Source organism: Nocardioides sp. JCM 18999 (assembly GCF_055391175.1).
Map to the genome: position 1 here is coordinate 1,615,755 of NZ_AP043887.1, position 26,177 is coordinate 1,641,931.

25 protein-coding genes are annotated in these 26,177 nt (G+C 70.5%); 5 read left to right on the forward strand and 20 right to left on the reverse strand.

What is annotated here, in order from left to right; all coding sequences use genetic code 11:
• Nucleotides 1-104: 104 nt before the first annotated feature.
• From recA to gcvT, 19 genes are all read right to left on the reverse strand, one after another.
• Nucleotides 105-1,163: a recombinase RecA gene (gene recA, locus ACZ5J1_RS07860; RefSeq protein WP_464564747.1), complete on the reverse strand. Its 1,059-nt coding sequence runs from the start codon at nt 1,161-1,163 to the stop codon at nt 105-107.
• A gap of 124 nt (nt 1,164-1,287) precedes the next feature.
• Nucleotides 1,288-1,482, reverse strand: coding sequence for a DUF3046 domain-containing protein (locus ACZ5J1_RS07865; RefSeq protein ID WP_464564091.1), 195 nt, complete (start codon nt 1,480-1,482; stop codon nt 1,288-1,290).
• A 23-nt stretch (nt 1,483-1,505) separates the two neighbouring features.
• Nucleotides 1,506-1,766, reverse strand: coding sequence for a helix-turn-helix domain-containing protein (locus ACZ5J1_RS07870; RefSeq protein ID WP_464564092.1), 261 nt, complete (start codon nt 1,764-1,766; stop codon nt 1,506-1,508).
• Nucleotides 1,767-1,849: 83 nt separating this feature from the next.
• A complete protein-coding gene (locus ACZ5J1_RS07875; protein ID WP_464564094.1) occupies nt 1,850-2,323 on the reverse strand; it encodes a CinA family protein in 474 nt (157 codons plus the stop codon).
• Entirely contained in the window at nt 2,301-2,885 is a 585-nt protein-coding gene (pgsA, locus tag ACZ5J1_RS07880; protein WP_464564096.1) for a CDP-diacylglycerol--glycerol-3-phosphate 3-phosphatidyltransferase, read from the reverse strand. Before pgsA ends, ACZ5J1_RS07875 begins: the two co-directional genes overlap by 23 nt.
• Complete coding sequence (gene rimO / locus ACZ5J1_RS07885) at nt 2,882-4,285, reverse strand: 30S ribosomal protein S12 methylthiotransferase RimO (protein WP_464564097.1); 1,404 nt, start codon at nt 4,283-4,285, stop codon at nt 2,882-2,884. The genes pgsA and rimO overlap by 4 nt, the downstream gene beginning before the upstream one ends.
• Nucleotides 4,278-5,693 carry a helix-turn-helix domain-containing protein gene (locus ACZ5J1_RS07890; protein ID WP_464564099.1) on the reverse strand — a complete coding sequence of 472 codons (1,416 nt, stop codon included), beginning with the start codon at nt 5,691-5,693 and terminating at the stop codon, nt 4,278-4,280. The genes rimO and ACZ5J1_RS07890 overlap by 8 nt, the downstream gene beginning before the upstream one ends.
• Nucleotides 5,693-8,302 (reverse strand): DNA translocase FtsK, encoded by a 2,610-nt coding sequence (locus ACZ5J1_RS07895; protein ID WP_464564101.1) that lies wholly within the window; start codon nt 8,300-8,302, stop codon nt 5,693-5,695. Before ACZ5J1_RS07895 ends, ACZ5J1_RS07890 begins: the two co-directional genes overlap by 1 nt.
• A 143-nt stretch (nt 8,303-8,445) precedes the next feature.
• Nucleotides 8,446-10,128 (reverse strand): ribonuclease J, encoded by a 1,683-nt coding sequence (locus tag ACZ5J1_RS07900; RefSeq protein ID WP_464564103.1) that lies wholly within the window; start codon nt 10,126-10,128, stop codon nt 8,446-8,448.
• The gene (gene dapA / locus ACZ5J1_RS07905) at nt 10,128-11,021 is read right to left on the reverse strand and encodes a 4-hydroxy-tetrahydrodipicolinate synthase (RefSeq protein WP_464564105.1); all 894 of its coding nucleotides are present in this window, start codon (nt 11,019-11,021) and stop codon (nt 10,128-10,130) included. The genes ACZ5J1_RS07900 and dapA overlap by 1 nt, the downstream gene beginning before the upstream one ends.
• A gap of 60 nt (nt 11,022-11,081) precedes the next feature.
• Nucleotides 11,082-12,029 carry an LLM class F420-dependent oxidoreductase gene (locus ACZ5J1_RS07910; protein WP_464564107.1) on the reverse strand — a complete coding sequence of 316 codons (948 nt, stop codon included), beginning with the start codon at nt 12,027-12,029 and terminating at the stop codon, nt 11,082-11,084.
• Between the two features lie 24 nt (nt 12,030-12,053).
• Nucleotides 12,054-13,175, reverse strand: a complete 1,122-nt coding sequence (locus ACZ5J1_RS07915) for a calcium:cation antiporter (RefSeq protein ID WP_464564109.1) — start codon at nt 13,173-13,175, stop codon at nt 12,054-12,056.
• Complete coding sequence (locus tag ACZ5J1_RS07920) at nt 13,169-13,690, reverse strand: dihydrofolate reductase (RefSeq protein WP_464564111.1); 522 nt, start codon at nt 13,688-13,690, stop codon at nt 13,169-13,171. The genes ACZ5J1_RS07915 and ACZ5J1_RS07920 overlap by 7 nt, the downstream gene beginning before the upstream one ends.
• Nucleotides 13,683-14,477, reverse strand: a complete 795-nt coding sequence (locus ACZ5J1_RS07925; protein ID WP_464564113.1) for a thymidylate synthase — start codon at nt 14,475-14,477, stop codon at nt 13,683-13,685. Before ACZ5J1_RS07925 ends, ACZ5J1_RS07920 begins: the two co-directional genes overlap by 8 nt.
• Before the next feature lie 16 nt (nt 14,478-14,493).
• On the reverse strand, nt 14,494-15,321 hold the full coding sequence (locus ACZ5J1_RS07930) for a PhzF family phenazine biosynthesis protein (protein ID WP_464564115.1): 828 nt from the start codon (nt 15,319-15,321) through the stop codon (nt 14,494-14,496).
• A 9-nt stretch (nt 15,322-15,330) separates the two neighbouring features.
• Nucleotides 15,331-16,863 (reverse strand): lipase family protein, encoded by a 1,533-nt coding sequence (locus ACZ5J1_RS07935; RefSeq protein WP_464564117.1) that lies wholly within the window; start codon nt 16,861-16,863, stop codon nt 15,331-15,333.
• An 83-nt stretch (nt 16,864-16,946) separates the two neighbouring features.
• A complete protein-coding gene (locus tag ACZ5J1_RS07940; protein ID WP_464564119.1) occupies nt 16,947-18,296 on the reverse strand; it encodes an NCS2 family permease in 1,350 nt (449 codons plus the stop codon).
• A 48-nt stretch (nt 18,297-18,344) separates the two neighbouring features.
• Nucleotides 18,345-18,575, reverse strand: coding sequence for a hypothetical protein (locus ACZ5J1_RS07945; RefSeq protein WP_464564121.1), 231 nt, complete (start codon nt 18,573-18,575; stop codon nt 18,345-18,347).
• Nucleotides 18,572-19,696: a glycine cleavage system aminomethyltransferase GcvT gene (gene gcvT / locus ACZ5J1_RS07950; protein WP_464564123.1), complete on the reverse strand. Its 1,125-nt coding sequence runs from the start codon at nt 19,694-19,696 to the stop codon at nt 18,572-18,574. Before gcvT ends, ACZ5J1_RS07945 begins: the two co-directional genes overlap by 4 nt.
• Before the next feature lie 31 nt (nt 19,697-19,727).
• Here gcvT and ACZ5J1_RS07955 point away from each other — a divergent pair, with 31 nt between their 5' ends.
• The gene (locus tag ACZ5J1_RS07955; protein WP_464564125.1) at nt 19,728-21,212 is read left to right on the forward strand and encodes a leucyl aminopeptidase; all 1,485 of its coding nucleotides are present in this window, start codon (nt 19,728-19,730) and stop codon (nt 21,210-21,212) included.
• 35 nt (nt 21,213-21,247) lie between these two features.
• On the forward strand, nt 21,248-23,023 hold the full coding sequence (gene sucB / locus ACZ5J1_RS07960) for a 2-oxoglutarate dehydrogenase, E2 component, dihydrolipoamide succinyltransferase (protein ID WP_464564127.1): 1,776 nt from the start codon (nt 21,248-21,250) through the stop codon (nt 23,021-23,023).
• Here the strand turns inward: sucB and ACZ5J1_RS07965 are convergent, their stop codons facing one another.
• The gene (locus tag ACZ5J1_RS07965) at nt 23,024-23,566 is read right to left on the reverse strand and encodes a hypothetical protein (RefSeq protein WP_464564129.1); all 543 of its coding nucleotides are present in this window, start codon (nt 23,564-23,566) and stop codon (nt 23,024-23,026) included.
• A gap of 79 nt (nt 23,567-23,645) precedes the next feature.
• On the opposite strand from ACZ5J1_RS07965, the gene ACZ5J1_RS07970 reads away from it, so the two are divergent.
• From ACZ5J1_RS07970 to lipA, 3 genes are read left to right on the forward strand one after another with little or no spacing between them, the layout of a single operon-like run.
• Nucleotides 23,646-24,485: an alpha/beta hydrolase gene (locus ACZ5J1_RS07970; RefSeq protein ID WP_464564131.1), complete on the forward strand. Its 840-nt coding sequence runs from the start codon at nt 23,646-23,648 to the stop codon at nt 24,483-24,485.
• Nucleotides 24,482-25,207 carry a lipoyl(octanoyl) transferase LipB gene (lipB, locus tag ACZ5J1_RS07975; protein WP_464564133.1) on the forward strand — a complete coding sequence of 242 codons (726 nt, stop codon included), beginning with the start codon at nt 24,482-24,484 and terminating at the stop codon, nt 25,205-25,207. The genes ACZ5J1_RS07970 and lipB overlap by 4 nt, the downstream gene beginning before the upstream one ends.
• A gap of 5 nt (nt 25,208-25,212) precedes the next feature.
• Entirely contained in the window at nt 25,213-26,157 is a 945-nt protein-coding gene (lipA, locus tag ACZ5J1_RS07980; RefSeq protein WP_464564135.1) for a lipoyl synthase, read from the forward strand.
• Nucleotides 26,158-26,177 lie beyond the last annotated feature (20 nt).

Sequence of the window (26,177 nt, forward strand, 5' to 3'; positions counted from 1 at the left end):
TCTGTGCCGCCGGTGCGTGCGGCCGCAAGGCGGAGCCGCGAAGCCGGCCTTCAAGCGCAGCGGCCGGCGAGCGGCGACAACGCCGCGGACGCACCACCGACGGCTCAGAAGTCGTCCACACCGATGGGCTCGTCAGACAGCTCGGAGAGGTCGTCGGGGACGTCGACGTTGCCGCCGACACCGAGCTTCTCCAGGATCTTGCGCTCGAGCTCGTTGGCCAGGTCCGGGTTGTCGCGCAGGAAGTTCCGCGCGTTCTCCTTGCCCTGACCGAGCTGGTCGCCCTCGTAGGTGAACCAGGCGCCGGCCTTGCGGATCAGACCCGCCTCGACACCGACGTCGATCAGCGAGCCCTCGCGGGAGATGCCCTTGCCGTACATGATGTCGAACTCGGCCTGCTTGAACGGCGGCGCGACCTTGTTCTTCACGACCTTGACCCGGGTGCGGTTACCGACCATGTCGGTGCCGTCCTTGAGGGTCTCGATCCGACGCACGTCGAGACGGACCGACGAGTAGAACTTCAGCGCCCGACCACCGGTGGTGGTCTCCGGCGAGCCGAACATGACGCCGATCTTCTCGCGGAGCTGGTTGATGAAGATCGCGGTGGTGTTGGAGTTGTTCAACGCACCGGTCATCTTGCGCAGCGCCTGGCTCATCAGTCGGGCCTGGAGGCCGACGTGGGAGTCACCCATCTCGCCCTCGATCTCGGCGCGGGGCACGAGCGCCGCGACGGAGTCGATGACGATCAGGGAGAGCGCGCCGGAGCGGATCAGCATGTCGGCGATCTCGAGCGCCTGCTCACCGGAGTCGGGCTGGCTGACGAGGAGGGCGTCGGTGTCGACACCGAGCGCCTTGGCGTACTCAGGGTCGAGGGCGTGCTCGGCGTCGATGAACGCGACCACACCGCCCTGACGCTGGGCGCTGGCGACCGCGTGCAGCGCGACCGTCGTCTTACCCGAGGACTCGGGGCCGTAGATCTCCACCACGCGACCGCGCGGCAGACCGCCGATACCGAGCGCCACGTCCAGCGCGATCGATCCGGTCGGAATCACTTCGAGCGGGGCGCGCGTGTCGTCGCCGAGCCGCATGACGGAACCCTTGCCGAACTGCTTCTCGATGTTGGCGAGCGCGACGTCAAGCGCCTTCTCGCGGTCTCCTCCGGCCATGCTGGTCACTCCCTTGGTCTTAGGTGTCTTGGTCATCTTCTTCGTCGTCATCGCAGGATTGGACGCTAGAGGCGGCCACCGACAGAAGCAGACTAGTCCGAACAGATGTTCGATCCAAGCACCGTCACCGGAGTGTCGCGGGAAGGTCGAGGGCGGCCCACACGGCGGCCCAGACCTCGCGGGGAGGGATCCCCGCATCGAGTGCCTCCCGCGCGGTGCGCGACCCGAGAGCACTCATCACGCACTCGCCGGCCCACACCGGCGCGTAGACCTCACCCAGGGCGCCGTCCAGCCGGGACCAGAACTCGGTGTGCCGCACAGCGTCGAGAAGGGTCGGAACGATCAGGCGGCGGAGGCGACAGCCACCGTCTCCTCGACGGCGACGGCCTCGGAGACCTCACGCAGGACCTCCGAGAGCGGGACGTCCAGGGCGGTGCACAGCGAGGCGAGGAGCTCCGAGGAGGCTTCCTTCTGACCGCGCTCGATCTCGGAGATGTAGCCCAAGGAGACCCGGGCGTCGGCGGAGACCTGGCGCAGCGTCATCCCACGCTCCACGCGCTGGGCGCGCAAGACGTCACCCAGAATCCGGCGGAACAGAACCATCCCGATGCACCTCCTTCAGATCCGCGTACCCGTGGCACACACCGTACCCGAGTCATCCACACAACAGTGGCGACCCCACCCCGTTATTCCCCGAGATCTCCCAGGAGCAGCTCGAGAGCGGCCGTGACGGTCGCATCCTGGATATCGGCGCGGCTCCCCACCAGGCTGAGCCGAACGGCTCGGGTGCCGGACGGACCGGCGAGGCCGACGTACACCGTGCCGACCGGCTGGCCCTCCTGCTCGTCAGGTCCGGCGACACCGGTGGTGGCGAGCGCGTACGTCGCCGAGGTGCGCTGCCGGACGCCGTCGGCCATCGCGATCGCGCAGGCCGCGGAGATGACGCCGTCGGTCCGGACGAGCTCGTCGGAGACACCGAGGAGGTCCCGCTTCACCGCGGTGGCGTAGCTGACCACCCCACCGAGGTAGACCGCCGAGGCACCCGGGACCGACGTCACGGCGGCGGCCAGCCGGCCGCCGGTCAGGGACTCGGCGGTGGCGAGGGTGGCCCCGCGCTCGCCGAGACGGGCGAGCAGGTCAGGCGCTGCGGAGGGCGGCACGCTGACGCCACAGATCGGCGTAGAACTGGTAGCCGGAGACCATCGTCAGGACGACGGCGACCGTCAGGAGGCCCTGGCTGAGCCAGAAGAGCCCCTCACCGATGACGTCCCACGGCGCGCTCAGGTCGGGGTCGCGCAGCGGCAGGCTGAGCCCGGCCAGGGCCAGCGCCTGGATGAAGGTCTTCCACTTGCCGAGCTGGTCCGCGGCGATGACGACCTTGGACAGCACCAGGAACCGCACGAGCGTGACCGACCACTCGCGCAGCAGCACGATGATCGTCACCCACCACCAGATGTCGCCGAGGATCGACAGACCGATGAACGCCATGCCGGTGAGCAGCTTGTCGGCGATCGGGTCGGCGATCTTGCCGAAGTTCGTGATGATGTTGTGCTTGCGCGCGAGATCGCCGTCGATCTTGTCGGTGATCATCGCGACGGCGAAGATCGCCCACGCGAGGACGCGCATCTTCTCGTCCTCGCCGCCGTGGACGAGGAGGGCCCAGCCGTAGAACGGGACCAGGAAGATCCGCAGCAGGGTCAGGGCGTTCGGCACGTGCTTCACGCGTGCACCTTAGCGATCAGGTCGACCCCTTCGGAGCCGACGACCGTGGCGCGGACCAGATCCCCGATCCGCGCGCCGGGCGCGTCGGTGACGAGCGTCGTCCCGTCGACATCCGGACCCTGGTGCACGGCACGGCCGACCACACCCTCGGGCTCGAGGGACTCGATCAGCACCTCGACGGTCTCGCCGATGCGCTCCTCGGCACGCTGGGCGGTGAGCTCCTCGACCAGGGACGAGACCTCGTCGAAACGGGCACGGACCTCGTCCTCGTCGAGCTTGAGGTCGTCGGAGAATCCGGCCGCCTCGGTGCCTTCCTCGTCGGAGTAGCCGAACACGCCGGTCACGTCGAGACGCGCCTCGGTGAGGAAGTCGCACAGGGTGTCGAGGTCGTCCTGGGTCTCGCCGGGGAACCCGACGATGACGTTGGAGCGGATCCCGGCCTCGGGAGCGAGCGTGCGGATGGACTCGAGCAGCGCGAGGAAGCTGTCGGGGTCGCCGAACCGCTTCATCCGGCGCAGCACGGCGTTGGAGGCGTGCTGGAAGCTGAGGTCGAAGTACGGGACGACGCCCGGGGTGCCGGCGATGGCCTCGATCAGGCCGGGGCGGGTCTCGGCGGGCTGGAGGTAGGAGACCCGGACGCGCTCGATGCCGTCGACGGCCGCGAGCTCGGGCAGCAGCGTCTCGAGCAGGCGGAGGTCACCGAGGTCCTTGCCGTACGACGTCGAGTTCTCGCTCACCAGGAAGAGCTCCTTGACGCCCTGGGTGGCGAGCCACTGCGCCTCCTGCAGCACGTCGGAGGGACGCCGGGAGACGAACGAGCCACGGAAGGTGGGGATCGCGCAGAACGTGCAGCGGCGGTCGCAGCCGCTGGCCAGCTTCAGCGGCGCCCACGGACCGTCGTCGAGACGCGCACGGAAGGCGTCGAAGCCGGGCGTGGACACCGTGGTGGCGTCGCGGTCGACCGGGCTGATCGGGAGCAGCAGGCGGCGGTCCGACGGCGTGTGCGGGTGGTGCGCCTCACCGGCGACGATCGCCTTGAGCTTGGCCGCGATGTCGGGATAGTCGTCGAAGCCGAGCACCGCGTCGGCCTCGGGCAGCGACTCGGCCAGGTCCTTGCCGTAGCGCTCGGCCATGCAGCCGACGGCGACGACGGCCTGCGCCTTGCCGCCGTGCCCGGCCGAGGCCTTGAGGTCCGCGGCCTCGAGCAGCGTGTCGACCGAGTCCTTCTTCGCCTGCTCGACGAAGCCGCAGGTGTTGACCAGGACGGTGTCGGCCTCCGACGGGTCGGCCACCAGCTGGAAACCACCGGCGCTCAACCGGCCCGCCAGCTCCTCGGAGTCCACCTCGTTACGGGTGCACCCGAGGGTGACGACGGCTACGGAGAGTGGTGCCTCAGTCATGGGAGCCAGCGTAGATCCGCTGGCCCGGAACTCCTGTGTCGCCGACGGCCTTGCCGGTGGCTCCGTCGACCCCGACGGTCAACGAACCGTCGGAGGTCTGCACCCGCACCGGCGGCGCGGCCTGGACGGTCACCGTCTGTCCGAACGCGAGGTCGTCGCTGAAGACGACGGTCCCGCTGCCGTCGCGCACGACGACCTCGGCGCCGCCACCGGCGGCGGTGAGGACGACCGGAACCTTGGCGGCGGTCTTGCCGTACGGGTTCGTGGTGCCCGCCGAACCGCTGGACAGCCCGATGCTCGGCGTCGGCTCGGACGTGCCGTCGAACACCAACCGGGCGACCGACCAGAGCAGCACGATCGACATCACCGCGGCGATCAGCACGGACCAGTTCCGACCCGCAGCGGCGTGCCGCAGCGCGCCCCCGGTGGTGCCGGACAGGGCCGCGTACTCGGATTCGAGCGCCTCCGCCATCGGCGCCGGACCCTCGGCGAAACGCTCGTCGAACGTCTCGATCAGCGGGGTCGGGTCGATCGCGAGAACGCGTGCGACCGTGCGCAGGTGGCCGCGGGCGTAGAAGTCACCACCACAGGCCGCGAAGTCGTCGCGCTCCATCGCCTCGAGGATGTGGACCCGGATCCGGGTGCGGTCGCTGACCTGGTCGATGGTCAGGCCCAGCGCGGTGCGGGCGGCGATCAGGGTGGAGCCGATCACGGGCTGGGTGACGGTCCGGGGCGCGGCCTGGGCGACGGCCTGGGTCGCGACGGGGGCCGGTGCCGGGACGGTGACCGCGGGACGCTCGGCCGTGGACTCCATCGTCTCGGACTCGTCGACGGCGATGACGGCGGGCTCCGTCTCGGGCTCGGTCTCCTCGACCGTGGACTCGATCTCGACGATCGCCGTCACACCCTGAGCGAGGTCGGCGAGCCGGGACGAGAGCCCCGCGCTGCCGTCGCTGACCACCGTGGTGAGTCCGAGCGGCAGCACCAGGGGCGCGCCGTAGAAACGCTCCGACAGGCCCGCCTGGCGACGCCCGGCGGCGTCGAGCCCGGCGATGAGGGCGTCCTCGTCGCGGGGCAGCAGCACCAGACGGCCGTCACGCAGCCACCCGGCGCGCGGGAGGTGCTCGATCTCCTCGAGGTCGCTCCACGGGAGGCCGACCCAGGCACGGCCGAGACGCATCCGGACACCCTGCGGGTCGGCGACCAGCAGCGGCGTGCGGGCATCCCAGGCGGCGGCGAGGTTGAGCGCGCCGATCAGCGCGAGCAGTCCCGCGAGGGACAGGTCGAGGGCGCCGCCGGCGCGGACGGCGAAGCCGATCGCGAGGGCGGCGGCCACGACACCGAGGACGAGGTGGAGCCGGCCGTTGCGGCTGATCTGGATCGACTGGCTGGTGTGAGTGGTCTCCATCACTCCCCCTGGATCGTGTAGAGCACGGACTCGAGCTCGTCGGGCTTGATCAGGACGTCGCGGGCCTTCGAGCCCTCCGAGGGGCCGACGACGCCACGGGACTCCATGATGTCCATCAGGCGCCCGGCCTTGGCGAACCCGACCCGCAGCTTGCGCTGCAGCATCGAGGTGGAACCGAACTGGGTGGTGACGACCAGCTCGATCGCCTGGATGACCAGGTCGAGGTCGTCGCCGATGTCGTCGTCGAGCTCCTTCTTGCCGCCGGCGGGGGCGGTGACGTCCTCGCGGTAGGTCGGCGCCAGCTGGGCCTTGCAGTCACGCACGACGGCCTTGATCTCGGCCTCGCTCACCCAGGAGCCCTGGACCCGGACCGGCTTCGACGAACCCATCGGCAGGAACAGGGCGTCGCCCTGGCCGACCAGCTTCTCGGCACCGGGCTGGTCGAGGATGACGCGGGAGTCGGCCAGGCTCGACGTCGCGAACGCCAGCCGGGACGGCACGTTGGCCTTGATCAGACCGGTGACGACGTCGACGCTGGGCCGCTGGGTGGCGAGCACCAGGTGGATCCCCGCCGCACGGGCGAGCTGGGTGATCCGGACGACGGAGTCCTCGACGTCGCGCGGAGCGACCATCATCAGGTCGGCGAGCTCGTCGACGATGACCAGCAGGTAGGGGTACGGCGACAGCACGCGCTCGCTGCCGAGCGGCACCTCGACCTTCCCGGCCCGGACGGCCTTGTTGAAGTCGTCGACGTGCTTGAAGCCGAAGTTGGCCAGGTCGTCGTAGCGCTGGTCCATCTCACGCACGACCCACTGGAGGGCCTCGGCGGCCTTCTTCGGGTTGGTGATGATCGGCGTGATCAGGTGCGGGATGCCCTCGTAGGCGGTCAGCTCGACGCGCTTGGGGTCGACCATCACCATCCGGACCTCGTCCGGGGTCGACCGCATCAGGATCGAGGTGATCATCGAGTTCACGAACGACGACTTACCGGCACCGGTGGCACCAGCGACGAGCAGGTGGGGCATCTTCGCCAGGTTGGCGACGACGAAACCGCCCTCGACGTCCTTGCCGAGGCCGGCGATCATCGGGTGGTGGTCGTTGCGGGCGTTGCCCGAGCGGAGCACGTCACCGAGGGTGACGATCTCCTTGTCGATGTTCGGGATCTCCACCCCGACCGCGGACTTGCCCGGGATGGGGCTGAGGATGCGGACGTCCTCGCTGGCCACCGCGTAGGCGATGTTCTTCTGGACACCGAGGATCTTCTCGACCTTGACGCCCTGGCCGAGCTCGACCTCGTAGCGGGTGACCGTCGGGCCACGGGTGTACCCGGTGACGTTCGCGTCGATGTTGAAGTCGTCGAGCACGCTCTGCAGGCGGCCGACCACCTCGTCGGAGGCCTTGGAGCGCGCCTTGTGCGGCGAACCCTCCTTGAGAAGGGACTCGTCGGGCAGCGAGTACAGCGTCTCGCCGGAGAGCGGCAGCTGGACGGAGCGGATCGGCGCACCGTGGTCCGGTGCGGTCAGGTCGGTCTTGCGGCGCTTGACCGTCGGATCGGGATCGATGAACGGGTCGGTGGCGACGTCGTCACCCAGACCGGCCACCTCGGCGTCCACAGCGGCCATCTCGGCGTCTGCTTCGAACGGGTCGTCGGCGAAGAGCTCGTCGAGCGAGACCTTGCGGCCGCGCTTCTTCTTCTCGGCGCGGTCCTCGACGACCGGGGTCTCGTAGGCGTCGGGGCCCATGTCGGGGTCGATGAACGAGTCGTCGTTCAGCTCGCCGTCGTGGTCGTCGTGGTCGTGCGGCCCGAGGAGGCGGTCGCGCAGGGCGCCGAGCTTGGTCGGCACCTCGTAGAGCGGCGTCGAGGTGACGACGAGGATGCCGAAGAACGTGACCAGGAGCAGCAGCGGCACGACGACGTACGGCGTGCGGAGCAGGTCGAGCAGCAGCGAGGCGACGACGTACCCGATCGCGCCGCCCGCGTCCTGGAGCGCGACGGCGTTGCCGTTCTGCGGCTGCGGGTTGCCGTTGGCGATCTGGACGATGCCGAGGACACCGAGGCCGAGCGCGCTCCAGCCGATCACCTGGCGGCCGGCAGGGCCGGTGCCGAGCGGGTCGCGCAGCATCCGGACGGCGACGTACACCAGCGCCAACGGCACCAGCCAGCCGACCTTGCCGACGCAGCCGGTGACGAGGGTGCCGACGAAGCCGAGCACTCCCCCGTCGATGTCGAACCAGACGGCGGCGGCGACGACGAAGGCGGCACCGAGGATGGTCAGCGCCAGACCGTCACGCCGGTGCTCGGGCTCGAGGTCGCGGGCGGAGTGACCGACCGAGCGGGCGACCGTGCCGATCCCGTGGGCGATGGCGAGCCAGACCGCGGCGAGACCGCGGCCGAGTCCGATCAGCAGCGACGCGACCGGACTCCGGCCGTTGCGGACGGCACGCGGAGCGGGCCGAGCGGCGGCCTTGGGGGCCGACTTGGAGGCTGGTTTGGAGGTCGCGGTACTACGGGAGCGCGGAGCAGGCTTCTTCGCCGCTGCCTTCTTGGCGGGCGGCTTGGGTCGGGCCGTGCTGCGCGAACCCGTCGGGGAAGACGTACGGGTCGCCATGGGACCAACCTATTTCATCGTCCCACCAGTCACACGGACCCCAGGAGTGCGTGTCGCGGGTCTCGATACATCGGCTCCTTCGTCGCCGACACTCGACCACCGGACGTTGGTCGAGTGCCGAGCGAAGCGAGGTGTATCGAGACCTACGCCTCGAGAACCACCGGGATGATCATCGGGCGGCGACGGTGGGTATCGGAGACCCAGCGTCCGATCGCGCGACGGATCAGCTGCTGCAGCTGGTAGGTGTCGGTGACACCCTCGCTCAGCGCGGTGTTGATCGCGTCGAGGATCTTCGGCGAGATCTCGTCGAAGGCACCGGGCTCCCAGGCGTTGCCGCGCGCCTGGATCTCCGGTCCGGCGGCCACCTTGGAGCTGACCGAGTCGACCACGACGATGACGGAGACGAAGCCCTCCTCGCCCAGGATGCGTCGGTCCTTGAGCTCGGTCTCGGTGACGTCGCCGACGGACTGCCCGTCGACGTACACCATCCCGACGTCGACCTTGCCGGTGATCTTGGCGACACCGTCGACCAGGTCGACGACCACGCCGTCGTCGGCGATGACGACGTTCTCGATCCCGACCGCCTTGGCCAGGTCGCCGTTGGCGAGCAGGTGACGGACCTCGCCGTGCACCGGCATCACGTTCTTGGGCCGGACGATGTTGTAGCAGTACAGGAGCTCGCCGGCGCTGGCGTGCCCGGAGACGTGCACGAGCGCGTTGCCCTTGTGCACCACCTTCGCGCCGAGGCGGGCGAGCCCGTTGATCACCCGGTAGACGGCGTTCTCGTTGCCGGGGATGAGGCTGCTCGCGAGCAGCACGGTGTCACCGGGCTCGATGTGCACGAAGCTGTGCGTGCGCTGGGCGATTCGTGACAGGGCGCTCATCGGCTCGCCCTGCGAACCCGTCGAGACCAGCACCTGCTTCTCCGGCGGGTAGTCCGGCAGGGTCTTCGCCTCGACCAGGACGCCCGGGGGGATGTTGAGATAGCCGAGCTCGGTGGCGATCTGCATGTTGCGCACCATCGACCGGCCGACCCAGCCGACCTTGCGGCCGTGCTCGGCCGCAGCGTCGAGGATCTGCTGGACGCGGTGGATGTGGGAGGCGAAGCAGGCCACGATGATGCGCTGCTTGGACTCGCGGAAGACCTGCTCGATCGCCGGCGTGATCCGGCGCTCGGAGACGGTGAAGCCCGGCACCTCGGCGTTGGTGGAGTCGGTGAGGAACAGGTCCACACCCTCCTCGCCGAGCCGGGCGAAGGCGCGCAGGTCGGTGATCCGGCCGTCGAGCGGCAGCTGGTCCATCTTGAAGTCGCCGGTGGCCAGCGCCAGACCGGCGCCCGTGCGGATCGCGACGGCGAGCGCGTCGGGGATCGAGTGGTTGACCGCGATGAACTCGAGCTCGAAGGGGCCGAACGTGATCCGGTCGCCCTCCTTGACCTCGTGCTGCACGGTCTCGCGGAGCCGGTGCTCGCGCAGCTTGCTCGCGGTCAGCGCGAGGGTCAGCTTCGACCCGACGATCGGGATGTTCTGCCGCTCGCGGAGCAGGTACGGCGTCGCGCCGATGTGGTCCTCGTGACCGTGGGTGAGGACGAGCGCCTCGACCTGGTCGAGCCGGTCCCGGATCGGGGCGAAGTCGGGGAGGATCAGGTCCACACCCGGCTGGTTGTCCTCGGGGAAGAGGACGCCGCAGTCGACCAGCAGCAGCCGGCCGTCGTACTCGAAGACGGTCATGTTGCGGCCGACCTCGCCCAGACCACCGAGCGGGATCACGCGGAGAGCGCCCTTCGGCAGCTCCGGCGGGGCGGACAGCTCGGGGTGGTGCATCATCACAGGAGACCTGCCGTCGTCAGAGCGGTCGTCAGAGCCGCGTACTCGTCTTCGTCCAGCGCCAGCAGCGGAGACCGGACGTGCCGGTTGTCCAGCACGCCGAGCGCCTGCAGCGCGGCCTTGGCCGTGGTGGCGCCGTAGTTCGGGGTGCCCATGATGCCGCTGTAGGCGGGGATCAGCTGGGCGTTGATCTTCTGCGCGGTGGCCAGGTCGCCGGAGAGGAAGGCCTGGATCATGGCGCGGATCTCGTTGCCAGCGGCGTGACCGACCACGGAGACCACCCCGACGGCACCGTAGGCGAGGAAGCCGAGGGTGAGGGCGTCGTCACCGGAGTAGACGACGTACCCGAGCTCGGTCAGGAAGGCGGCCTGGGTGGCGTCCCCCGCGGCGTCCTTCACCGCGACCACCCGGCCCCAGCCGGCCATCTCGCGGTAGGAGTCGGCACTGATCTTGGTGCCGGTCCGTCCCGGGACGTCGTAGAGCATGATCGGCGTCGTGGTCGCGTCGTGGACCTGCTTGAAGTGGTTCAGCAGACCCGCCTGGCCCGGCTTGCTGTAGTACGGCGAGACCAGCAGGAGCGCGTCGGCGCCGTTGGCCTCGGCCTGGGCCGCGAGCTCGAGCGTGGTGGAGGTGTCGTTGGTCCCGATCCCGGCGACCAGCGTCACGTCGGGGCCGACCGCCTCGCGCACCGCACGGAAGATCTGGCCGTCCTCGGCAATCGTCGTGGTCGGCGACTCACCGGTGGTGCCGGAGACGACGATGCCGTCGTGCCCGTGAGCGATCAGGTGCTTCGCGACCCGCTGGATCGCCTCGATGTCGAGGGAGCCGTCGGGCTTGAACGCCGTCGCCATCGCCGTGAGAACGGTGCCGAAGGGAGCCTGCGCGTTCGTCATGTGGTCAGCCTATCGGTCGGCTCGACCGACCCCTTGTCCCCCACGCGGTCACCCACGGGCTCACACGTGCGGCATGACCTCGGCGGCCACCAGACGGAGGTGGTCGAGGTCGGTCAGGTCGAGCACCTGGAGGTAGATCCGGGTCGCGCCGACCGCCTGGTAGGCCCGGATCTTCTCGATCGCTTCGGCCACGGTGCCGGCGACGCCGTTGGTGCGCAGCTCCTCGGGCTCGCGTCCGATCGCGGCAGCACGTCGGGTGACCTCGGCCTCGTCGGCACCCACGCAGAGCACCAGCGCAGCCGAGTAGGTCATCGACTCCGGCGCACGCCCGGCGGAGTCGACCGCGGCGCGAACCCGGTCGAACTGGGCGGCCGTGTCCTCGACGCCGGCGAACGGGACGTTGAACTCGTCGGCGTAGGTCGCAGCGAGTCGCGGCGTGCGCTTCTTGCCGTGGCCGCCGATCACGACCGGCACGGTGCCGCGGTACGCGCTCGTCTGGGCGGGCTTCGGCAGCGCCGGGCTGTCGGCGAGCTGGTAGTGGGTGCCATCGAACGAGTACGCGCCGGTGGTGTCGGCCCAGAGGCCCGTGATCAGCTCGAGCTGCTCCTCCAGCCGGTCGAAGCGCTCCCCCAGTCCGGGGAACGGGATCCCGTAGGCGGTGTGCTCGGCGTCGAACCAGCCCGCACCGAGGCCGAGGTCGACCCGGCCGCCGCTCATCTGGTCCACTCCGGCGACCTCGATCGCAAGCACCCCGGGGTGCCGGAACGTCGCGCTGGTGACCAGGGTGCCGAGACGGATCGTCGAGGTCTCCCGGGCGAGCCCGGCCAAGGTGATCCAGGCGTCGCTCGGCCCCGGTGCACCGGAGACGTCGCCCATCTTCAGGTAGTGGTCGGAACGGAAGAAGGCGCCGTACCCGAGGCGCTCGGCCTCCTGCGCCAGCGCGAGCAGGTCGTCGTAGCTCGCGCCCTGTTGTGGTTCGGTGAAGATCCGCAGCTCCATGGAGGCCATGGCGACCAGCCTAGTGAGCGGGCCTCAGGGGTTCGCAGCGAGGAACACGAACGAGGCGAACAGCACGAGGGCGAGGCCGCCGTGCAGGGTCTTGGCGCGGCCGGGGACGACCGTGAGGATGCCGACGACCAACGAGATGGCGAGCAGCACGATCTGGGTGGACTCGAGGCCGAGCAGGAGCGGGCCGTCGAGCCAGATCGACGCCAACGCGATCGCCGGGATCGTCATCCCGATCGAGGCGATGGCCGAGCCGTAGGCCAGGTTGAGGCCGATCTGGACCCGGTCGGCCAGCGCGTGCCGGATGGCCGCGATCGACTCGGGCAGCAGCACCAGCACGGCGATCACGACACCGACGAAGCTCTTGGGCAGCCCGAGCGCGGTGATGCCGTCCTCGATCGCCTTCGACTCCACCTTGGCCAGCCCGACGACGGCCACCAGCGCGACCAGGAGCAGCCCTCCGCTGATCAGGGCGGCGCGGGTCCCGGGCGGGTCGGCGTGGTCGTCGCCGTCCAGGTCGCGGACGGTGCCGTCGGCGGCGACCGGGAGGAAGAAGTCGCGGTGCCGTCCGGTCTGGGTGAAGACGAACAGGACGTAGACCGCCAGCGAGGCGGTCGCAGCGAAGGCGAGCTGGGCGCCGGAGAACTCCGGGCCCGCGTGGGACGTGGTGAACGTCGGCAGCACCAGGCAGATCACGGCGATGGTGCCGACCGTCGCCAGCGCGGCGCCGGTGCCCTCGGGGTTGAACACCGCGTGGTGCTCCCGGCGGTTGCGGACCGCGCCGACGACGAAGACCGCGCCCGCGATCCCGTTGATGCAGATCATGGCGGCGGAGAAGACCGTGTCGCGGGCGAGGCTGGACGAGGAGTCGCCGCCCGACGACATCAGGGTCACGATCAGACCGACCTCGATCACGGTGACCGACGCCGCCAGGATCAGCGACCCGAACGGCTCGCCGACCTGGTGCGCGACCACCTCGGCGTGGTGCACCGAGGCCAGCACGGCACCGACCAGGAAGACCCCGATCAGCGCGACCAGGACTCCGTGGGGGTGGCTCCCCCAGGTCAGGGCGAGCTCGAGGGCCGCGATGATCGGGACGCTGATCGTCCACTGCACGCGGGTGCCCCAGAGCTGGAGCTGCTTCAGCACGGCGTCGTCCGGCGGGTGAGGTAGACCCGGTCGTAGGTCTCGCGCTGGTCGCGGTCGGTCTCGGTCCAGTCGTCGGCGTCGTACGGCGGGTAGAGCACGTCCCCCTCGGCGTCGGTCGGGACCCGGGTCAGGATCTGGCGGCTGGCGTGCGGCAGGGCAGCGGCGTAGATCTGGGCTCCCCCCGCGATGAAGACCTCGCCTCCGAGGGTGGCCGCGACCTCGCGGACCTCGTCCAGGGAGTGGGCGACCGTGACCCCGTCGGCCGTCCAACCGGTGTCGCGGGTGACGACGACCGTGGATCGACCGGGCAGCGGGCGCCCGATCGTGTCGTACGTCGCCCGTCCCATCACCAGGACCCCGCCCATGGTGAGCGCCTTGAACTCGGCGAGCTCTCCGGGCAACCGCCACGGGATCGCCGGTGCCCCGTCGGCGATCCGAGCCTCGGAGTTCCCGATCACTCCGTTGCGGGCGACCGCGGCGATCAGGGTCAGGCCCGGAGTGCTGGACTCAGACACTGATCGGCGCCTTGATCGCCGGCCACGGGTCGTAGGCCTCGACGCTGATGTCGTCGAGCTCGAACGAGTCGATCGCGGTCACGGTCGGGTTGAGCACGAGCCGCGGCAACGCCCGCGGCGCCCGGGTGAGCTGTTCACGCGCCTGGTCGAGGTGGTTGAGGTAGAGGTGCGCATCGCCGAGCGTGTGCACGAAGTCGCCCACCTCGAGGTCGCAGACCTGGGCGATCATGTGGGTCAGCAGGGCGTACGACGCGATGTTGAACGGCACGCCGAGGAAGACGTCGGCCGAGCGCTGGTAGAGCTGGCACGACAGCTTGCCGTCGGCGACGTAGAACTGGAACAGCGCGTGGCACGGCGCGAGCGCCATCTCGGGGATGTCGACGGGGTTCCAGGCCGAGACCACCAGCCGCCGCGAGTCGGGGGTGGCCCGGATCTGCTCGATCACCTGCTTGAGCTGGTCGATGTGCCCGCCGTCGGGGGTCGGCCACGAGCGCCACTGGGCCCCGTAGACCGGACCGAGGTCGCCGTTCTCGTCGGCCCACTCGTCCCAGATCGAGATGCCGCGCTCCTGCAGCCAGCGCACGTTGGTGTCCCCGCGCAGGAACCAGAGCAGCTCCCCGAAGACCGATCGGGTGTGGACCTTCTTGGTGGTGACCAGCGGGAAGCCCTCGGCGAGGTCGAAGCGCATCTGGTGGCCGAACACCGAGAGGGTGCCGGTGCCGGTGCGGTCGGACTTCTCGATCCCTTCGTCGAGGATCCGCTGGACGAGGTCGAGATAGGGCTGCACGACGCCAGCCTACGGGTCAGAGCGAGACGGTCCCGGCGATGGTGGTGAGCGTGTTCCCGCCGACCCAGATCACTCCGTCGGCATCGGTCTCGATGTGGACCCGTCCGGTCCGACCCAGCGCGGTGCCCTGGGCGGCGATGTAGGTCAGGGGGAGGGTGCCGTTGCGGGTCAACCAGGTCGCCAACCCGGCGTTGAACGAACCGGTGATCGGATCCTCGGTGACACCGTTGCCTCGGAAGAAGACCCGGACCTCGGCGGCGATGTCGGAGCCGGCCGGGTAGAGCCCGACAGCACCGATCTCGATCTCGCCGAACGTGGCGACGTCGGGCTCGAGGGCCAGGACGGCTTCGGGATCACGCAGCAGGACGGCGACGAACTGCGGGCCGTTCGACACCCAGTTGCAGTCGATGATCTCCCCCGGCGTGATCCCCAGGGAGCGCGCCACCACCTCGATCTGCTGATCCGTCAGGGCACCGGACCGGGTCAGCGGAGGCGCAGCGAACGCCAGTCGCTGGCCGCGCCGAACTCGCACGAGTCCGACGCCGCACTCCTGGATCACCTCGCCCCCCGCAGGCACCCCGCCGGCCTCGAGCCAGGCGTGCGCGGTGCCGAGCGTGGGATGGCCGGCGAACGGCAGCTCACCGCTACCGGTGAAGATCCGGACCCGGTAATCGGCCGCAGGATCGGTCGGACGGAGCAGGAACGTGGTCTCGGACAGGTTCGTCCAACGGGCGAACGCCGCCATCTGGTCGTCGGTCAACCCGTCGGCGTCGTGCACCACGGCGAGCGGGTTGCCGCCGAGCGGCAGGGGCGAGAAGACGTCGACCTGACGGAATCCGAGCACGGGCCCAGATTACGGCCCCGGCTGGTCCAGGTGCGCGGCGATGAAGGCCGTCGCATCGGCCGCCCCCGCAGCGACGACGCTCGCGTGGTCGGCGTTCTGGTAGCTCTTGAGCGTCACGTCGCTGCGCCGCCACTGGTAGGTCCGGGCGAGGCTCTGGGTGTCCGAGGCGCTGACGAGGTCGTCCTTCTGGCCCTGGAGCAGGACCAGCGGGGCGTGCGGGGTCAGGGCGTCGACGGCGTTGGCGTCGATCGCGGACCCGACGGCCCGAAGATCGGCGGTCGACCGGAACAGCTCGGATCCCTTGACGCCGCCGAACGCATCGGCGGCGGCCAGCGAGGCGAGGCACTGCTCCTCGTGGCGCGGCCAGAGCGAGGCCGCCTTCGTGCCCAGCACCGACTGTGGGTCGAGGCTCGGGGTCTGGACCGCGAGCCCACGAAGCAGGAGCGCCTGGAACGGGCTCCGGGTGGTCGCACTCGAGAACCGGGAACGGGTGAGCAGGCTCGAGAGGTTCGACGGTGGCGCGAACGCGACGGTGGCCTCGACGGCGAGGTCAGGAGCGTAGGTGGCCGCGATGCTGTCGGCCCACAGCGCGGCGTGCGCCCCCTGGTCGCTGCCGGCGACGACGACCCGGCGAGACAACGACGGGGCCGCCTGGCGGGCGGCGAGCACCGCGTCCAGCAGAGCGCGACCCTCGGAGGAGCCGACCAGGTACGGGTGCAGCTCGGGGGTGCCGAGCCCTTCGTAGTCGGTCCGGACGACGGCCCAGCCGCGGTCGAGCCAGGACTGGAGCAGCGCCGTCGTCGCAGCGTCGGTGCCGCCCGGGTCGCGCGTGGGTGCGCAGGCGTCGGCCACACCCGTGGTGGCGTGACCCCAGGCGATCACGGGCCAGCCTCCGGCCGGCGGCGTCCCCACGGGCACGGAGACCAGTCCGGAGGTGGCTACCGCCGTGTCGCGCACGCCCTGTTGGCTGTAGAGCAGCAGGGCGTCGGCGCCGGCGGAGCTGGCCAGCGGGCCGACGTACTTCGTGGTCCGGATCAGGGTGCCGTGGGCGCTGGGAAGGACCGCGGGCGGCGCGTAGAAGTCGACCGGTTCCTCCACCGGCGGTTCACCCGGGCCAGCGGGGTCGGTCGGGCCGTTGGGCTGGTGCGGCGCGGGCCCGGGCTTCGGCACGACCCTGAGCGGGACGGCGCGGGACCAGCGGGTGGCGCGCTTCGCACCGGGGATCCGCACCCGGTACTGGGCGAGTCCGGCGACCTGGGGACGGACGGCGGCCCGGAACGTCCTGCGCTGACTCCGACCGGTCAAGGTGGCGTGGACGACGCCGCGCCACCGGCCGGCGACCTTCTGCTCGACGATCACCCAGCGCAGGTGCCCTGCCTGCCGGACCACGCCGCGCAGCACGGCCTGCTGGCCGAGCGTGATCGCGGCCGGTGCCGTGACCGAGGCTCGACGGGTCGCGGCCTCGGCGCCGGGTGCGGTGCTCAGGGCGAGCCCGAGCAGCAGCCCGAGGGCGAGGAGGAGAGTCGCAGAACGAGAACGCACGCCCGCTCAACGAGAGCGGGCGTGCGTGCGTCACGCGGGACCGACCGAATCAGGACGGTCCCAGGTGGTGGATGGGCGGCGGATCAGATCGGGCCGCGGACGAAGTACCAGATGAACACCGCGGCGACGACGGCGAGCAGCGGGTGGATGTCGCGCCAGCGGCCGCGACCGAGCGCGATCAGCACGTAGAGCACCATCCCTGCACCGACGCCGTTGGCGATCGAGTACGTGAACGGCATCAGCACGATCGTCAGGAACGCCGGGACGGCGATCCCCATGTCGTCCCACTCGATCCCGGAGATCTGGCTGATCATCAGGGCGCCGACGACGACCAGGGCAGGACCGGTCGCGGCCGACGGGATGATCCCGGCGAGCGGGGCGAAGAACATCGCGAGCAGGAACAGGGCACCGGTGACGATGTTCGCCAGACCGGTGCGCGCACCCTGGGCAGCACCGGCGGTGCTCTCCACGAAGATCGTGTTCGACGAGGCCGAACCCGCGCCACCGGCGATCGCGCCGACCGACTCGACCAGCAGGACACGACGCATCTGCGGCAGCTGGCCGTCGGCGTCGGTGAGCTGGGCCTCGCGACCGACAGCCAGAGCGGTGCCCATCGCATCGAAGAAGTTGGCCATCAGCACGGTCACGATCAGGGCCAGTGCGGCACCGAAGCCGACGACCTCGAAGACGTTGAAGCTGATGTCACCGACGAGCCCGAAGTCGGGCTTGGCGACGATGTCGTTCGGGAGCTGCGCGCCGAGAACGGGGGTGCCGTCGGCGATCTTGTTGATCACCATGCCGACGACGGTGGCGGTGACGATCCCGATCAGCAGGGCGCCGGGCACCTTGCGTGCCATCAGCACCGCCATCACGACCAGCGCGACGACGAAGACGACGGTGTTCCAGGACGAGAAGTTGTGCGACAGGGCCACGATGGTGCCGGCCTCGGGGTGCTCGACGATGCCGCCGTCGACCATGCCGATCAGGGCGATGAAGAGGCCGATACCGCCGGCGATGGCCCGCTTCAGGCCGTCGGGGATGGCGTGCATGATCGCCTCGCGCAGCCCGATCAGGACGAGCACGAGCATCACGATGCCCTCGATGACGATGACGCCCATCGCCTCGGGCCAGGTCAGGCCGCGACCCCCGACGAGGGTGTAGGCGACGAAGGCGTTGACGCCGAGCCCGGCGGCCAGGGCCATCGGGACGTTGGCGAACAGACCCATCGCGATCGTCATCACGCCGGCGACCAGCGCGGTCACCGTGACCAGCTGAGCGTGGTCGAGGGTGGTGCCGGTCACGTCGGGCAGGGCCCCGAGGATCGACGGGTTGACGACGAGGATGTAGGCCATCGTCGCGAAGGTGACGAGGCCACCGAGCACCTCGGTGCGGACACTGGTGCCGCGGGCAGCCAGCTGGAAGAAACGGTCCATGTGCGGGTAAGGCTCCTGTTGCAGGTCGATCGGAGTCAGGTGTGTCAGTCAGAGGGAGAGGGACATCGGCCCGTAGACCTGTCGGTCGACCTCGAACAGCGTCACTGCCGTGACACCCTGGTCGGCCAACTCGCGCCAGAACTCCCCCACCCACGATTCGGCATCACTTTGAGTCGCGAAGCGTTGATCGGCGTAATCGGCACCGACGCTTACCGCATCGCCGGCCGCGTTCTCAAGCCGCCACCACCAGGGCTCGCCGGTCGGCTCCACGGCGCTCACGACTCCCGCACCGAGGTCGCGACGAACGGGGGCTTCACCAGTCGGAAGGTCTCCCTCCGGCCCCGGATGTCTACCGACACCTCGGAGTCCAGCGGCACGGCCTTCGAGACCAGCGCCAGCCCGATGCCCTGCTTCAAGGACGGGCTGAAGGTGCCGGAGGTGATCTCTCCGATCGGATCGGCGCCCGCGGCGTCGGCGAAGACCTGCTGGTGCGGTCGCGGGATCCCGCGCCCGGTGGCCACCACGCCGACCAGCCGCCGGGTCGCGCCGGCCGCCTTCTCGGCGACGACGACGTCACGCCCCCAGAACGCGGGCTTCGACCAGCCGACCGCCCAGCCGACGCCGCCCTGGAGCGGGGTCGTGTCGAGGCTGATGTCCTGCCCGTGCAACGGATAGCCCATCTCGGTGCGGAGCGTGTCGCGCGAGCCGAGGCCGCAGGCCAGGACGCCGTACTCGGCGCCGGCAGCGAGCAGGGCGTCCCAGAGGTCGCCGGCGGCCTCGTTGCGGACGATCACCTCGTAGCCCCGCTCACCGGTGTAACCCGTGCGGCAGACCACGACGTCGACGTCACCGAAGGCGGCCTCGACGAAGCTCATGTAGTCGTGACCGACTGGGAGCCCGACGGCAGCGAGGGTCTCGTCCGAGCGTGGCCCCTGGACCGCCAGCACGGCGTAGTCGCGGTGGTGGTCGATGATCTGGAGCCCGTCGGGGGCGCCGGCGACCAGTCGGCGCAGCACCTCGGCCGTGTTCGCGGCGTTGGGGACCAGCAGCACGTGGGAGTCGTCGTGCAGGTAGGCGATCAGGTCGTCGACGATCCCGCCGGAGGCGTCGTCGAGGCACAGCGTGTACTGCGCCTGGCCGGGCACGATCCGACCGAGGTCGTTCGAGAGCGTCTCGTTGATGTACGCCGCCGCGCCCTCGCCGAGCACCATCGCCTTGCCGAGGTGGCTGACGTCGAAGATGCCGACCCCGTCGCGGACGGCGGCATGCTCCTTGAGCACGCCCGTCCCGTACTCGATCGGCATGTCCCACCCGCCGAACTCACCGAACTTCGCACCCAGTGCCACATGTCGCTCGTGCAGAGGTGACTGGAGGAGGCCGCTGGCCGTGCCATCAGACATAGCCGTGAACCTATCGCAGTACGCTCGCCTCGTGACCTATGCGCTTCGCAACGCGAATCCCGTGAAGACGCGAGCGGAGGCTGTCGTCGTCGGCGTGCTCCAGCTGGCCAAGGGTCCCGTGCTCGCCGCGGGTGGCGAAGAGATCACCGAGGCCTTCGGCCGCCGGCTCCGCCCTCTCCTCACCTCCCTCGGGGTGAGCGGCAAGTCCGGCGAGGTCACGAAGGTTCCGGTCGAGTCCGAGATGAGCACCAACCTGCTGGTGCTGGTGGGTCTGGGCTCCGCCGTCACCCAGGACGCCGTCCGTCGCGCTGCGGGCGCGGCCGCCCGTGCGGTCCCCCAGGCTGCCACCGTCGCGCTCGCGCTGCCGGCCGACTCGGCCGAGCTCGTCACTGCCGTCGTCGAGGGGCACAGCCTCGGCGGCTACACGTTCACCCGCTACCGCTCCAGCGCCTCCACCCCGACCCCCGACGCCACCGTGACGGTCCTCTCGGGCGGCGCGCGACGGGCCGAGGTCCAAGCCTCCTTCGAGACGGCCCAGCTGCTGGCCGAAGCGGTCAGGACCGTCCGCGACTGGGTGAACGTTCCTCCCGTCGATCTGACGCCGCCGACCTTCGCCGACGCGGTCGTCGCGGCCGTGCGTGGAGTCTCGAAGCTCAAGGCGACCGTCCATGACGAGGTCGCCCTCGCCGAGCTCGGTTGCGGCGGCATCCTCGGCGTCGGCGGCGGGTCCACCGCCCCGCCGCGTCTGGTCGAGCTGACCTACTCACCCGCCAAGCCCGTGGCGCACCTCGCCCTGGTCGGCAAGGGCATCACCTTCGACACCGGTGGCTACACGATCAAACCGGGCAACTCGATGTCGTCGATGAAGTCCGACATGGCGGGCGCCGCGACCGCCGTCCAGGCCACGTTGGTGATCGCCCGACTCGGCCTGCCGATCAAGGTCAGCACCTTCGTCCCGATGGCCGAGAACATGGTCTCGGGCAACGCGATGCGCCCCGGCGACGTGCTGCGGATCTACGGCGGGACGACCGTCGAGGTCTCCAACACCGATGCCGAGGGCCGACTGATCCTCGCCGACGCGTTGGTGCGCGCCACCGAGGTCAAGCCCGACGTCATCCTCGACATCGCCACCCTCACCGGCCACATGGTGATGGCGCTCGGCGACCGGATCACCGGCGTCCTCGGTGACGACGACACGGTGGCCGCGGTGCTGAGCGCCGCCGAAGCCTCCGGTGAGGCGATGTGGCCGATGCCGATCCCCGCGACGATCGTCGAGCGGGTGCACTCGAGCAAGGTCGCCGACCTGGCCCAGCACGACTGGATCCGCTGGGGTGGCGGGCTGTACGCCGCCGCGTTCCTGCAGGAGTTCACCGCCGGTCTGCCCTGGGCCCACCTCGACATCGCCGGGCCCTCGTGGCACTCCGGTGCCGCGAGCGGACACCTCACCCCTGGTGGCACCGGTGCTGGCCTGACGACCCTCGTCGAGTACGCGCGTCGTCTCAGTGCAAAGATGTAGTCGGACGCAACACCCCCGCGAACAGAAGGAAGTCAATGCCCACCGAAGTAACCCTCCCGGCGCTCGGCGAATCCGTGACCGAAGGCACCGTTACCCGCTGGCTCAAGCAGGTGGGCGACACCGTCGCTGTCGATGAGGCACTCCTCGAGGTCTCGACCGACAAGGTCGACACTGAGATCCCGTCTCCCGTTGCTGGTGTGGTCCTCGAGATCCGCGCCGCCGAGGACGACACCGTCGAGGTGGGCGCGATCCTGGCCGTGATCGGTGCGGCCGACGAGGCCGCCGCCCCGGCCGCCCCCGCTGCTCCGGCTGCGCCTGCCGAGGCTCCGGTCGAAGCCGCCGCTCCGGCCGCTCCCGCTGCTCCCGTGGAGACCCCGGCTCCGGCTGCCCCGGCCGCTCCCGCTGGTGAGGCTTCCGGCACCGAGGTCACCCTCCCCGCGCTCGGCGAGTCCGTCACTGAAGGCACCGTGACCCGGTGGCTGAAGCAGGTCGGTGACTCCGTCGCGGTCGACGAGGCGCTGCTCGAGGTCTCGACCGACAAGGTCGACACCGAGATCCCGTCGCCCGTCGCGGGCACGCTGCTGGCGCAGCACGTCGCCGAGGACGAGACCGTCGAGGTCGGCGCCGTGCTCGCCGTCGTCGGGGATGCGTCCGCCGCCCCCGCCGCCCCGGCTCCCGCCGCCCCGGCTCCCGCCGCTCCGGCCGCTCCTGTGGAAGCCCCGCCGGCTCCCGCTGCGCCTGCCGCTCCGGCTGCTCCTGTCGCGGCCCCGGCCGCCCCGGCTGCGCCCGCTGCTCCGGCTGCCGCTCCGGCTGCTCCGGCTGCCGCTCCGGCTGCTCCGGCTGCCGCTCCGGCTGCTCCGGCTGCCGCTCCGGCTGCTCCGGCTTCGAACGGCGACGCCCCTGGCTACGTCACGCCGCTGGTGCGCAAGATCGCCGCCGAGCACGGTGTCGACCTGGGCTCCGTGACCGGTTCGGGTGTGGGGGGTCGGATCCGCAAGGAGGACGTCCTCGCCGCTGCCGCTCCGGCTCCCGCCGCCGCTGCTCCGGCCGCTGCCGCTCCGGCCGCGCCGAAGGCAGCCCCGGCTGTCGTCGCGTCGCCGCTGCGCGGCACCACCGAGCCGCTCTCGCGTCTGCGCAAGGTCATCGCCGAGCGCATGGTCGGCTCGCTGCAGAACTCCGCACAGCTCACCCAGGTGATGGAGGTGGACGTCACCAACATCGCCCGCCTGCGTGACGCCAAGAAGGCCTCGTTCCAGGCCGCCGAGGGCGTGAAGCTGACCTACCTGCCGTTCTTCGCGAAGGCTGCGATCGACGCCCTCAAGGCGCACCCGAAGCTGAACGCGAACATCGACACCGACGCCGGCACGGTCACCTACTTCGACCGCGAGAACATCGCGTTCGCGGTCGACACCGAGCGTGGCCTGCTCACCCCGGTCGTCAAGGACGCCGGCGACCTGTCGATCAGCGGTCTGGCGAAGAAGATCGCCGACGTCGCCGAGCGGACCCGGACCAACAAGATCGCCCCCGACGAGCTCTCCGGCGGGACGTTCACGATCACCAACCTGGGCAGCTTCGGGGCGCTCTTCGACACCCCGATCATCAACGCGCCCCAGGTCGGCATCCTCGGCCCGGGTGCCGTGGTGAAGCGTGCGGTCGTCATCGACGACCCGGAGCTCGGCGAGACGATCGCGATCCGCTACATGGTCAACATCGCGCTGACCTACGACCACCGCCTCGTCGACGGTGCCGACGCCGGTCGTTTCCTCCAGGACGTCAAGAAGCGTCTGGAGTCGGGCGTCTTCGACGTCTGATCACGACCGCGCTCGCACGAGCGCCATCCGCCAGGTGCCGTCCTGCTCGCGTAGCTCCAACACGCGGGTCCGGGCGGCACCTGACGGCATTTCGGGGTCGATCAGCTCGGCCTCCACCCCGGGTCCGACGACGTCGGCGGCCGCCAACCGGTCGGTGACCCGCAGCCGCCATCGACCGGCAGCGTGGTCGATCACGTCGAGCCGCACCACCTGCATCGTGATGCCGAAGACCCGCAGGCCCCGGTCACGCCATCGCGCCAGCAGGGCCACATCGGCCCGGCCAGCGCGGGACCCGTCGACGTACAACCGCCGCAGCGCCTTCGTGTCCCCGGTCGCCCAGGCGGCCGCCCGTGCTCCGTCCCAGAGCCGCAGCACCTGCGCGGCCTCCTGCTCGAGCCGTACGGCGCCGGGGGTCGGCTGCACCGGGGGCGCCTGGGGACGGGTCGGGTGCCCGGGCGCGAGCAGCACGATCCCCAGTCCGACGATCGCGCCGATGCCGAGCATCAGGATCAGCTGCACGGATCGTGGTGCACCGGGACTCATGTCCCTGTTGTACGCCTGACGAGGAGCGCGCGGCGGGGTCTGTCCACAGCCCTGGCGGAGGCACCGCCATACTCGGCGCATGGTCTCGCGGCGCGCTCTCCTCCTCGGTTCCGGTGGGGCCGCCCTGGCCGTCGCGGGAGCAGCGGTCGCCGGCAAGGAGCTGCTGGGGCCGGCCGGGTCGGAGGGCACGGTGCCGGACGTCGCGATCGGCGCGGTCACGTCGACGACCTTCAGCTCCGAGGCTCGCGGCAAGCGCGTCACCTACGCCGTCTCACTGCCGCCCGGACATCAGGCCGACGGGCTGCCGGTCGTGCTGGCGCTCCACGGTCTCGGCGGCACCCACCGCACCGGGCTGACGATGGGGCTGCCCGCGTTCCAGGCCGAGGCGGTCGCCCAGGGCACGCCGCCCTTCGCGGTGGTCACCGTCGACGGCGGGACCGGCTACTACCACCCGCACCACGGCGACGACGCCGGCTCGATGGTGATCGAAGAGCTCATCCCCCGCCTGACGGCGACGGGGCTCGACACCAGCCGGCTGGGCTTCTACGGGTGGTCGATGGGCGGGTACGGCAGCCTGCGGCTCGCCGGCCTGCTCGGTGCCTCGCGGGTGCGGGGCGTGGCGGCGGCGTCCCCGGCGCTGTGGGTCGACCCGAGTGACGCCTCACGCTCGGGGTTCGACGACGCTGCCGAGTACGAGAAGTACTCCGTGATGACCGACCAGTCAGGCCTGCACGGGATCCCCGTCCGGCTGCAGGTCGGTGACGCGGACCCGTTCCGTGACGCCACGCGGACCTATGCGCGCGGCTTCGCGCCGGGCGCGGCGACGCTCACCGTCGGCCCGGGCGCTCACGAGCGCTCGTACTGGAGACGGATCCTGCCCGGAGAGCTCCGATTCCTCGGGCGTAGGCTGGATGCGTGAGTGCACTGCAGTTCGATGAGATCGGGACGATCGACTATCTCGAGGCCTGGGACCTGCAGAAGGAGGTGCACGCGGCCGTGGTCGCCCTTGAGCGACCCGACACCGTGCTGCTCCTCGAACACCCGCCGACGTACACCGCCGGCAAGCGCACCGACGCCCACGAGCGGCCGGTCGACAGCGGTGGAGCACCCGTCATCGACGTCGACCGCGGCGGCAAGATCACCTTCCACGGTCCCGGCCAGCTGGTCGCCTACCCGATCGTGCACCTGCCCGAGCACGTGAAGGTCGTCGACTTCGTCCGCCGCCTCGAGGAGGCGATGATCCAGGCCTGCGCGAACTTCGGCGTGACCACCGCCCGGGTCCCCGGCCGCAGCGGCGTCTGGCTCCAGGCCGACGAGCGCGGCCCCGAGCGGAAGATCGCCGCGATCGGACTGCGGGTGTCCAAGGGTGTGACGATGCACGGCCTCGCGATCAACTGCGACGTCGACCTGGCCTGGTACGACCGGTTCGTGCCCTGCGGCATCGCCGACGCCGGGGTGACCACGCTGAGCGCCGAGCTGGGTCGGGACGTCACCGTCGCCGAGATGCTGCCCGTCCTGGTCGAGCAGCTCACCCGCTACCTCGCGTGGGAGCCGTACGAGGCGACCCCCGACTACGACCCGAAACCCGAACCGAAGCACGCGCCCCGAATCACGCTGCTCACCCCCTCGAACGTAGGCTGAAACCCGTGACGATCGACTCCCCCACCGCCCCGGAGGGACGCAAGCTCCTGCGCCTGGAGGCGCGCAACGCCGAGACCCCCATCGAGCGCAAGCCGTCGTGGATCAAGACCAAGGCCGTGATGGGTCCGGAGTACAAGGAACTCCAGGGTCTGGTGAAGTCCGAGGGCCTGCACACGGTCTGCCAGGAGGCGGGCTGCCCCAACATCTTCGAGTGCTGGGAGGACCGCGAGGCGACCTTCCTCATCGGCGGTGACCAGTGCACCCGCCGCTGCGACTTCTGCCAGATCGACACCGGCAAGCCGCAGCCGCTCGACCGCGACGAGCCCCGCCGCGTCGCCGAGTCGGTCAAGACGATGGGCCTCAAGTACGCCACCATCACCGGCGTCGCCCGCGACGACCTGGCCGACGGCGGCGCCTGGCTGTACGCCGAGACGGTCCGCGCCATCCACGAGCTCAACCCCGAGACCGGCGTCGAGAACCTCGTCCCCGACTTCAACGGTGTCCCCGAGCTGCTGGCCGAGGTCTTCGAGTCCCGGCCCGAGGTGCTGGCCCACAACGTCGAGACCGTGCCGCGGATCTTCAAGCGGATCCGGCCGGCGTTCCGCTACGAGCGCTCCCTCGACGTCATCACCCAGGCCCGTGCGTTCGGCCTGGTCACCAAGTCGAACCTGATCCTCGGCATGGGTGAGACCCGCGAGGAGGTCAGCCAGGCGCTGCACGACCTGCGCGAGGCCGGCTGCGACCTCATCACCATCACGCAGTACCTGCGCCCGACGGTCCGTCACCACCCGATCGAGCGCTGGGTCAAGCCCGAGGAGTTCGTCGAGCTCCAGGCCGAGGCCGAGGAGATCGGCTTCGCCGGTGTCCTGTCAGGTCCGCTTGTCCGTTCGTCCTACCGCGCCGGTCGCCTGTACCGTCAGGCCATCGAAGCGCGCGAAGCCGCTCAGTAGTCCCACGCCAGCACGAGAAG

Coding starts and splice junctions, on each gene's coding strand:
- recA (WP_464564747.1), bottom strand. CDS start 1,163: ATGGCCGGAGGAGACCGCGAGAAGGCGCTTGACGTCGCGCTCGCCAAC.
- ACZ5J1_RS07890 (WP_464564099.1), bottom strand. CDS start 5,693: ATGGAGACCACTCACACCAGCCAGTCGATCCAGATCAGCCGCAACGGC.
- gcvT (WP_464564123.1), bottom strand. CDS start 19,696: ATGTCTGATGGCACGGCCAGCGGCCTCCTCCAGTCACCTCTGCACGAG.
- rimO (WP_464564097.1), bottom strand. CDS start 4,285: ATGACTGAGGCACCACTCTCCGTAGCCGTCGTCACCCTCGGGTGCACC.
- ACZ5J1_RS07940 (WP_464564119.1), bottom strand. CDS start 18,296: ATGGACCGTTTCTTCCAGCTGGCTGCCCGCGGCACCAGTGTCCGCACC.
- ACZ5J1_RS07970 (WP_464564131.1), top strand. CDS start 23,646: ATGGTCTCGCGGCGCGCTCTCCTCCTCGGTTCCGGTGGGGCCGCCCTG.
- ACZ5J1_RS07965 (WP_464564129.1), bottom strand. CDS start 23,566: ATGAGTCCCGGTGCACCACGATCCGTGCAGCTGATCCTGATGCTCGGC.
- dapA (WP_464564105.1), bottom strand. CDS start 11,021: ATGACGAACGCGCAGGCTCCCTTCGGCACCGTTCTCACGGCGATGGCG.
- ACZ5J1_RS07900 (WP_464564103.1), bottom strand. CDS start 10,128: ATGATGCACCACCCCGAGCTGTCCGCCCCGCCGGAGCTGCCGAAGGGC.
- ACZ5J1_RS07895 (WP_464564101.1), bottom strand. CDS start 8,302: ATGGCGACCCGTACGTCTTCCCCGACGGGTTCGCGCAGCACGGCCCGA.
- sucB (WP_464564127.1), top strand. CDS start 21,248: ATGCCCACCGAAGTAACCCTCCCGGCGCTCGGCGAATCCGTGACCGAA.
- ACZ5J1_RS07870 (WP_464564092.1), bottom strand. CDS start 1,766: ATGGTTCTGTTCCGCCGGATTCTGGGTGACGTCTTGCGCGCCCAGCGC.
- ACZ5J1_RS07910 (WP_464564107.1), bottom strand. CDS start 12,029: ATGGCCTCCATGGAGCTGCGGATCTTCACCGAACCACAACAGGGCGCG.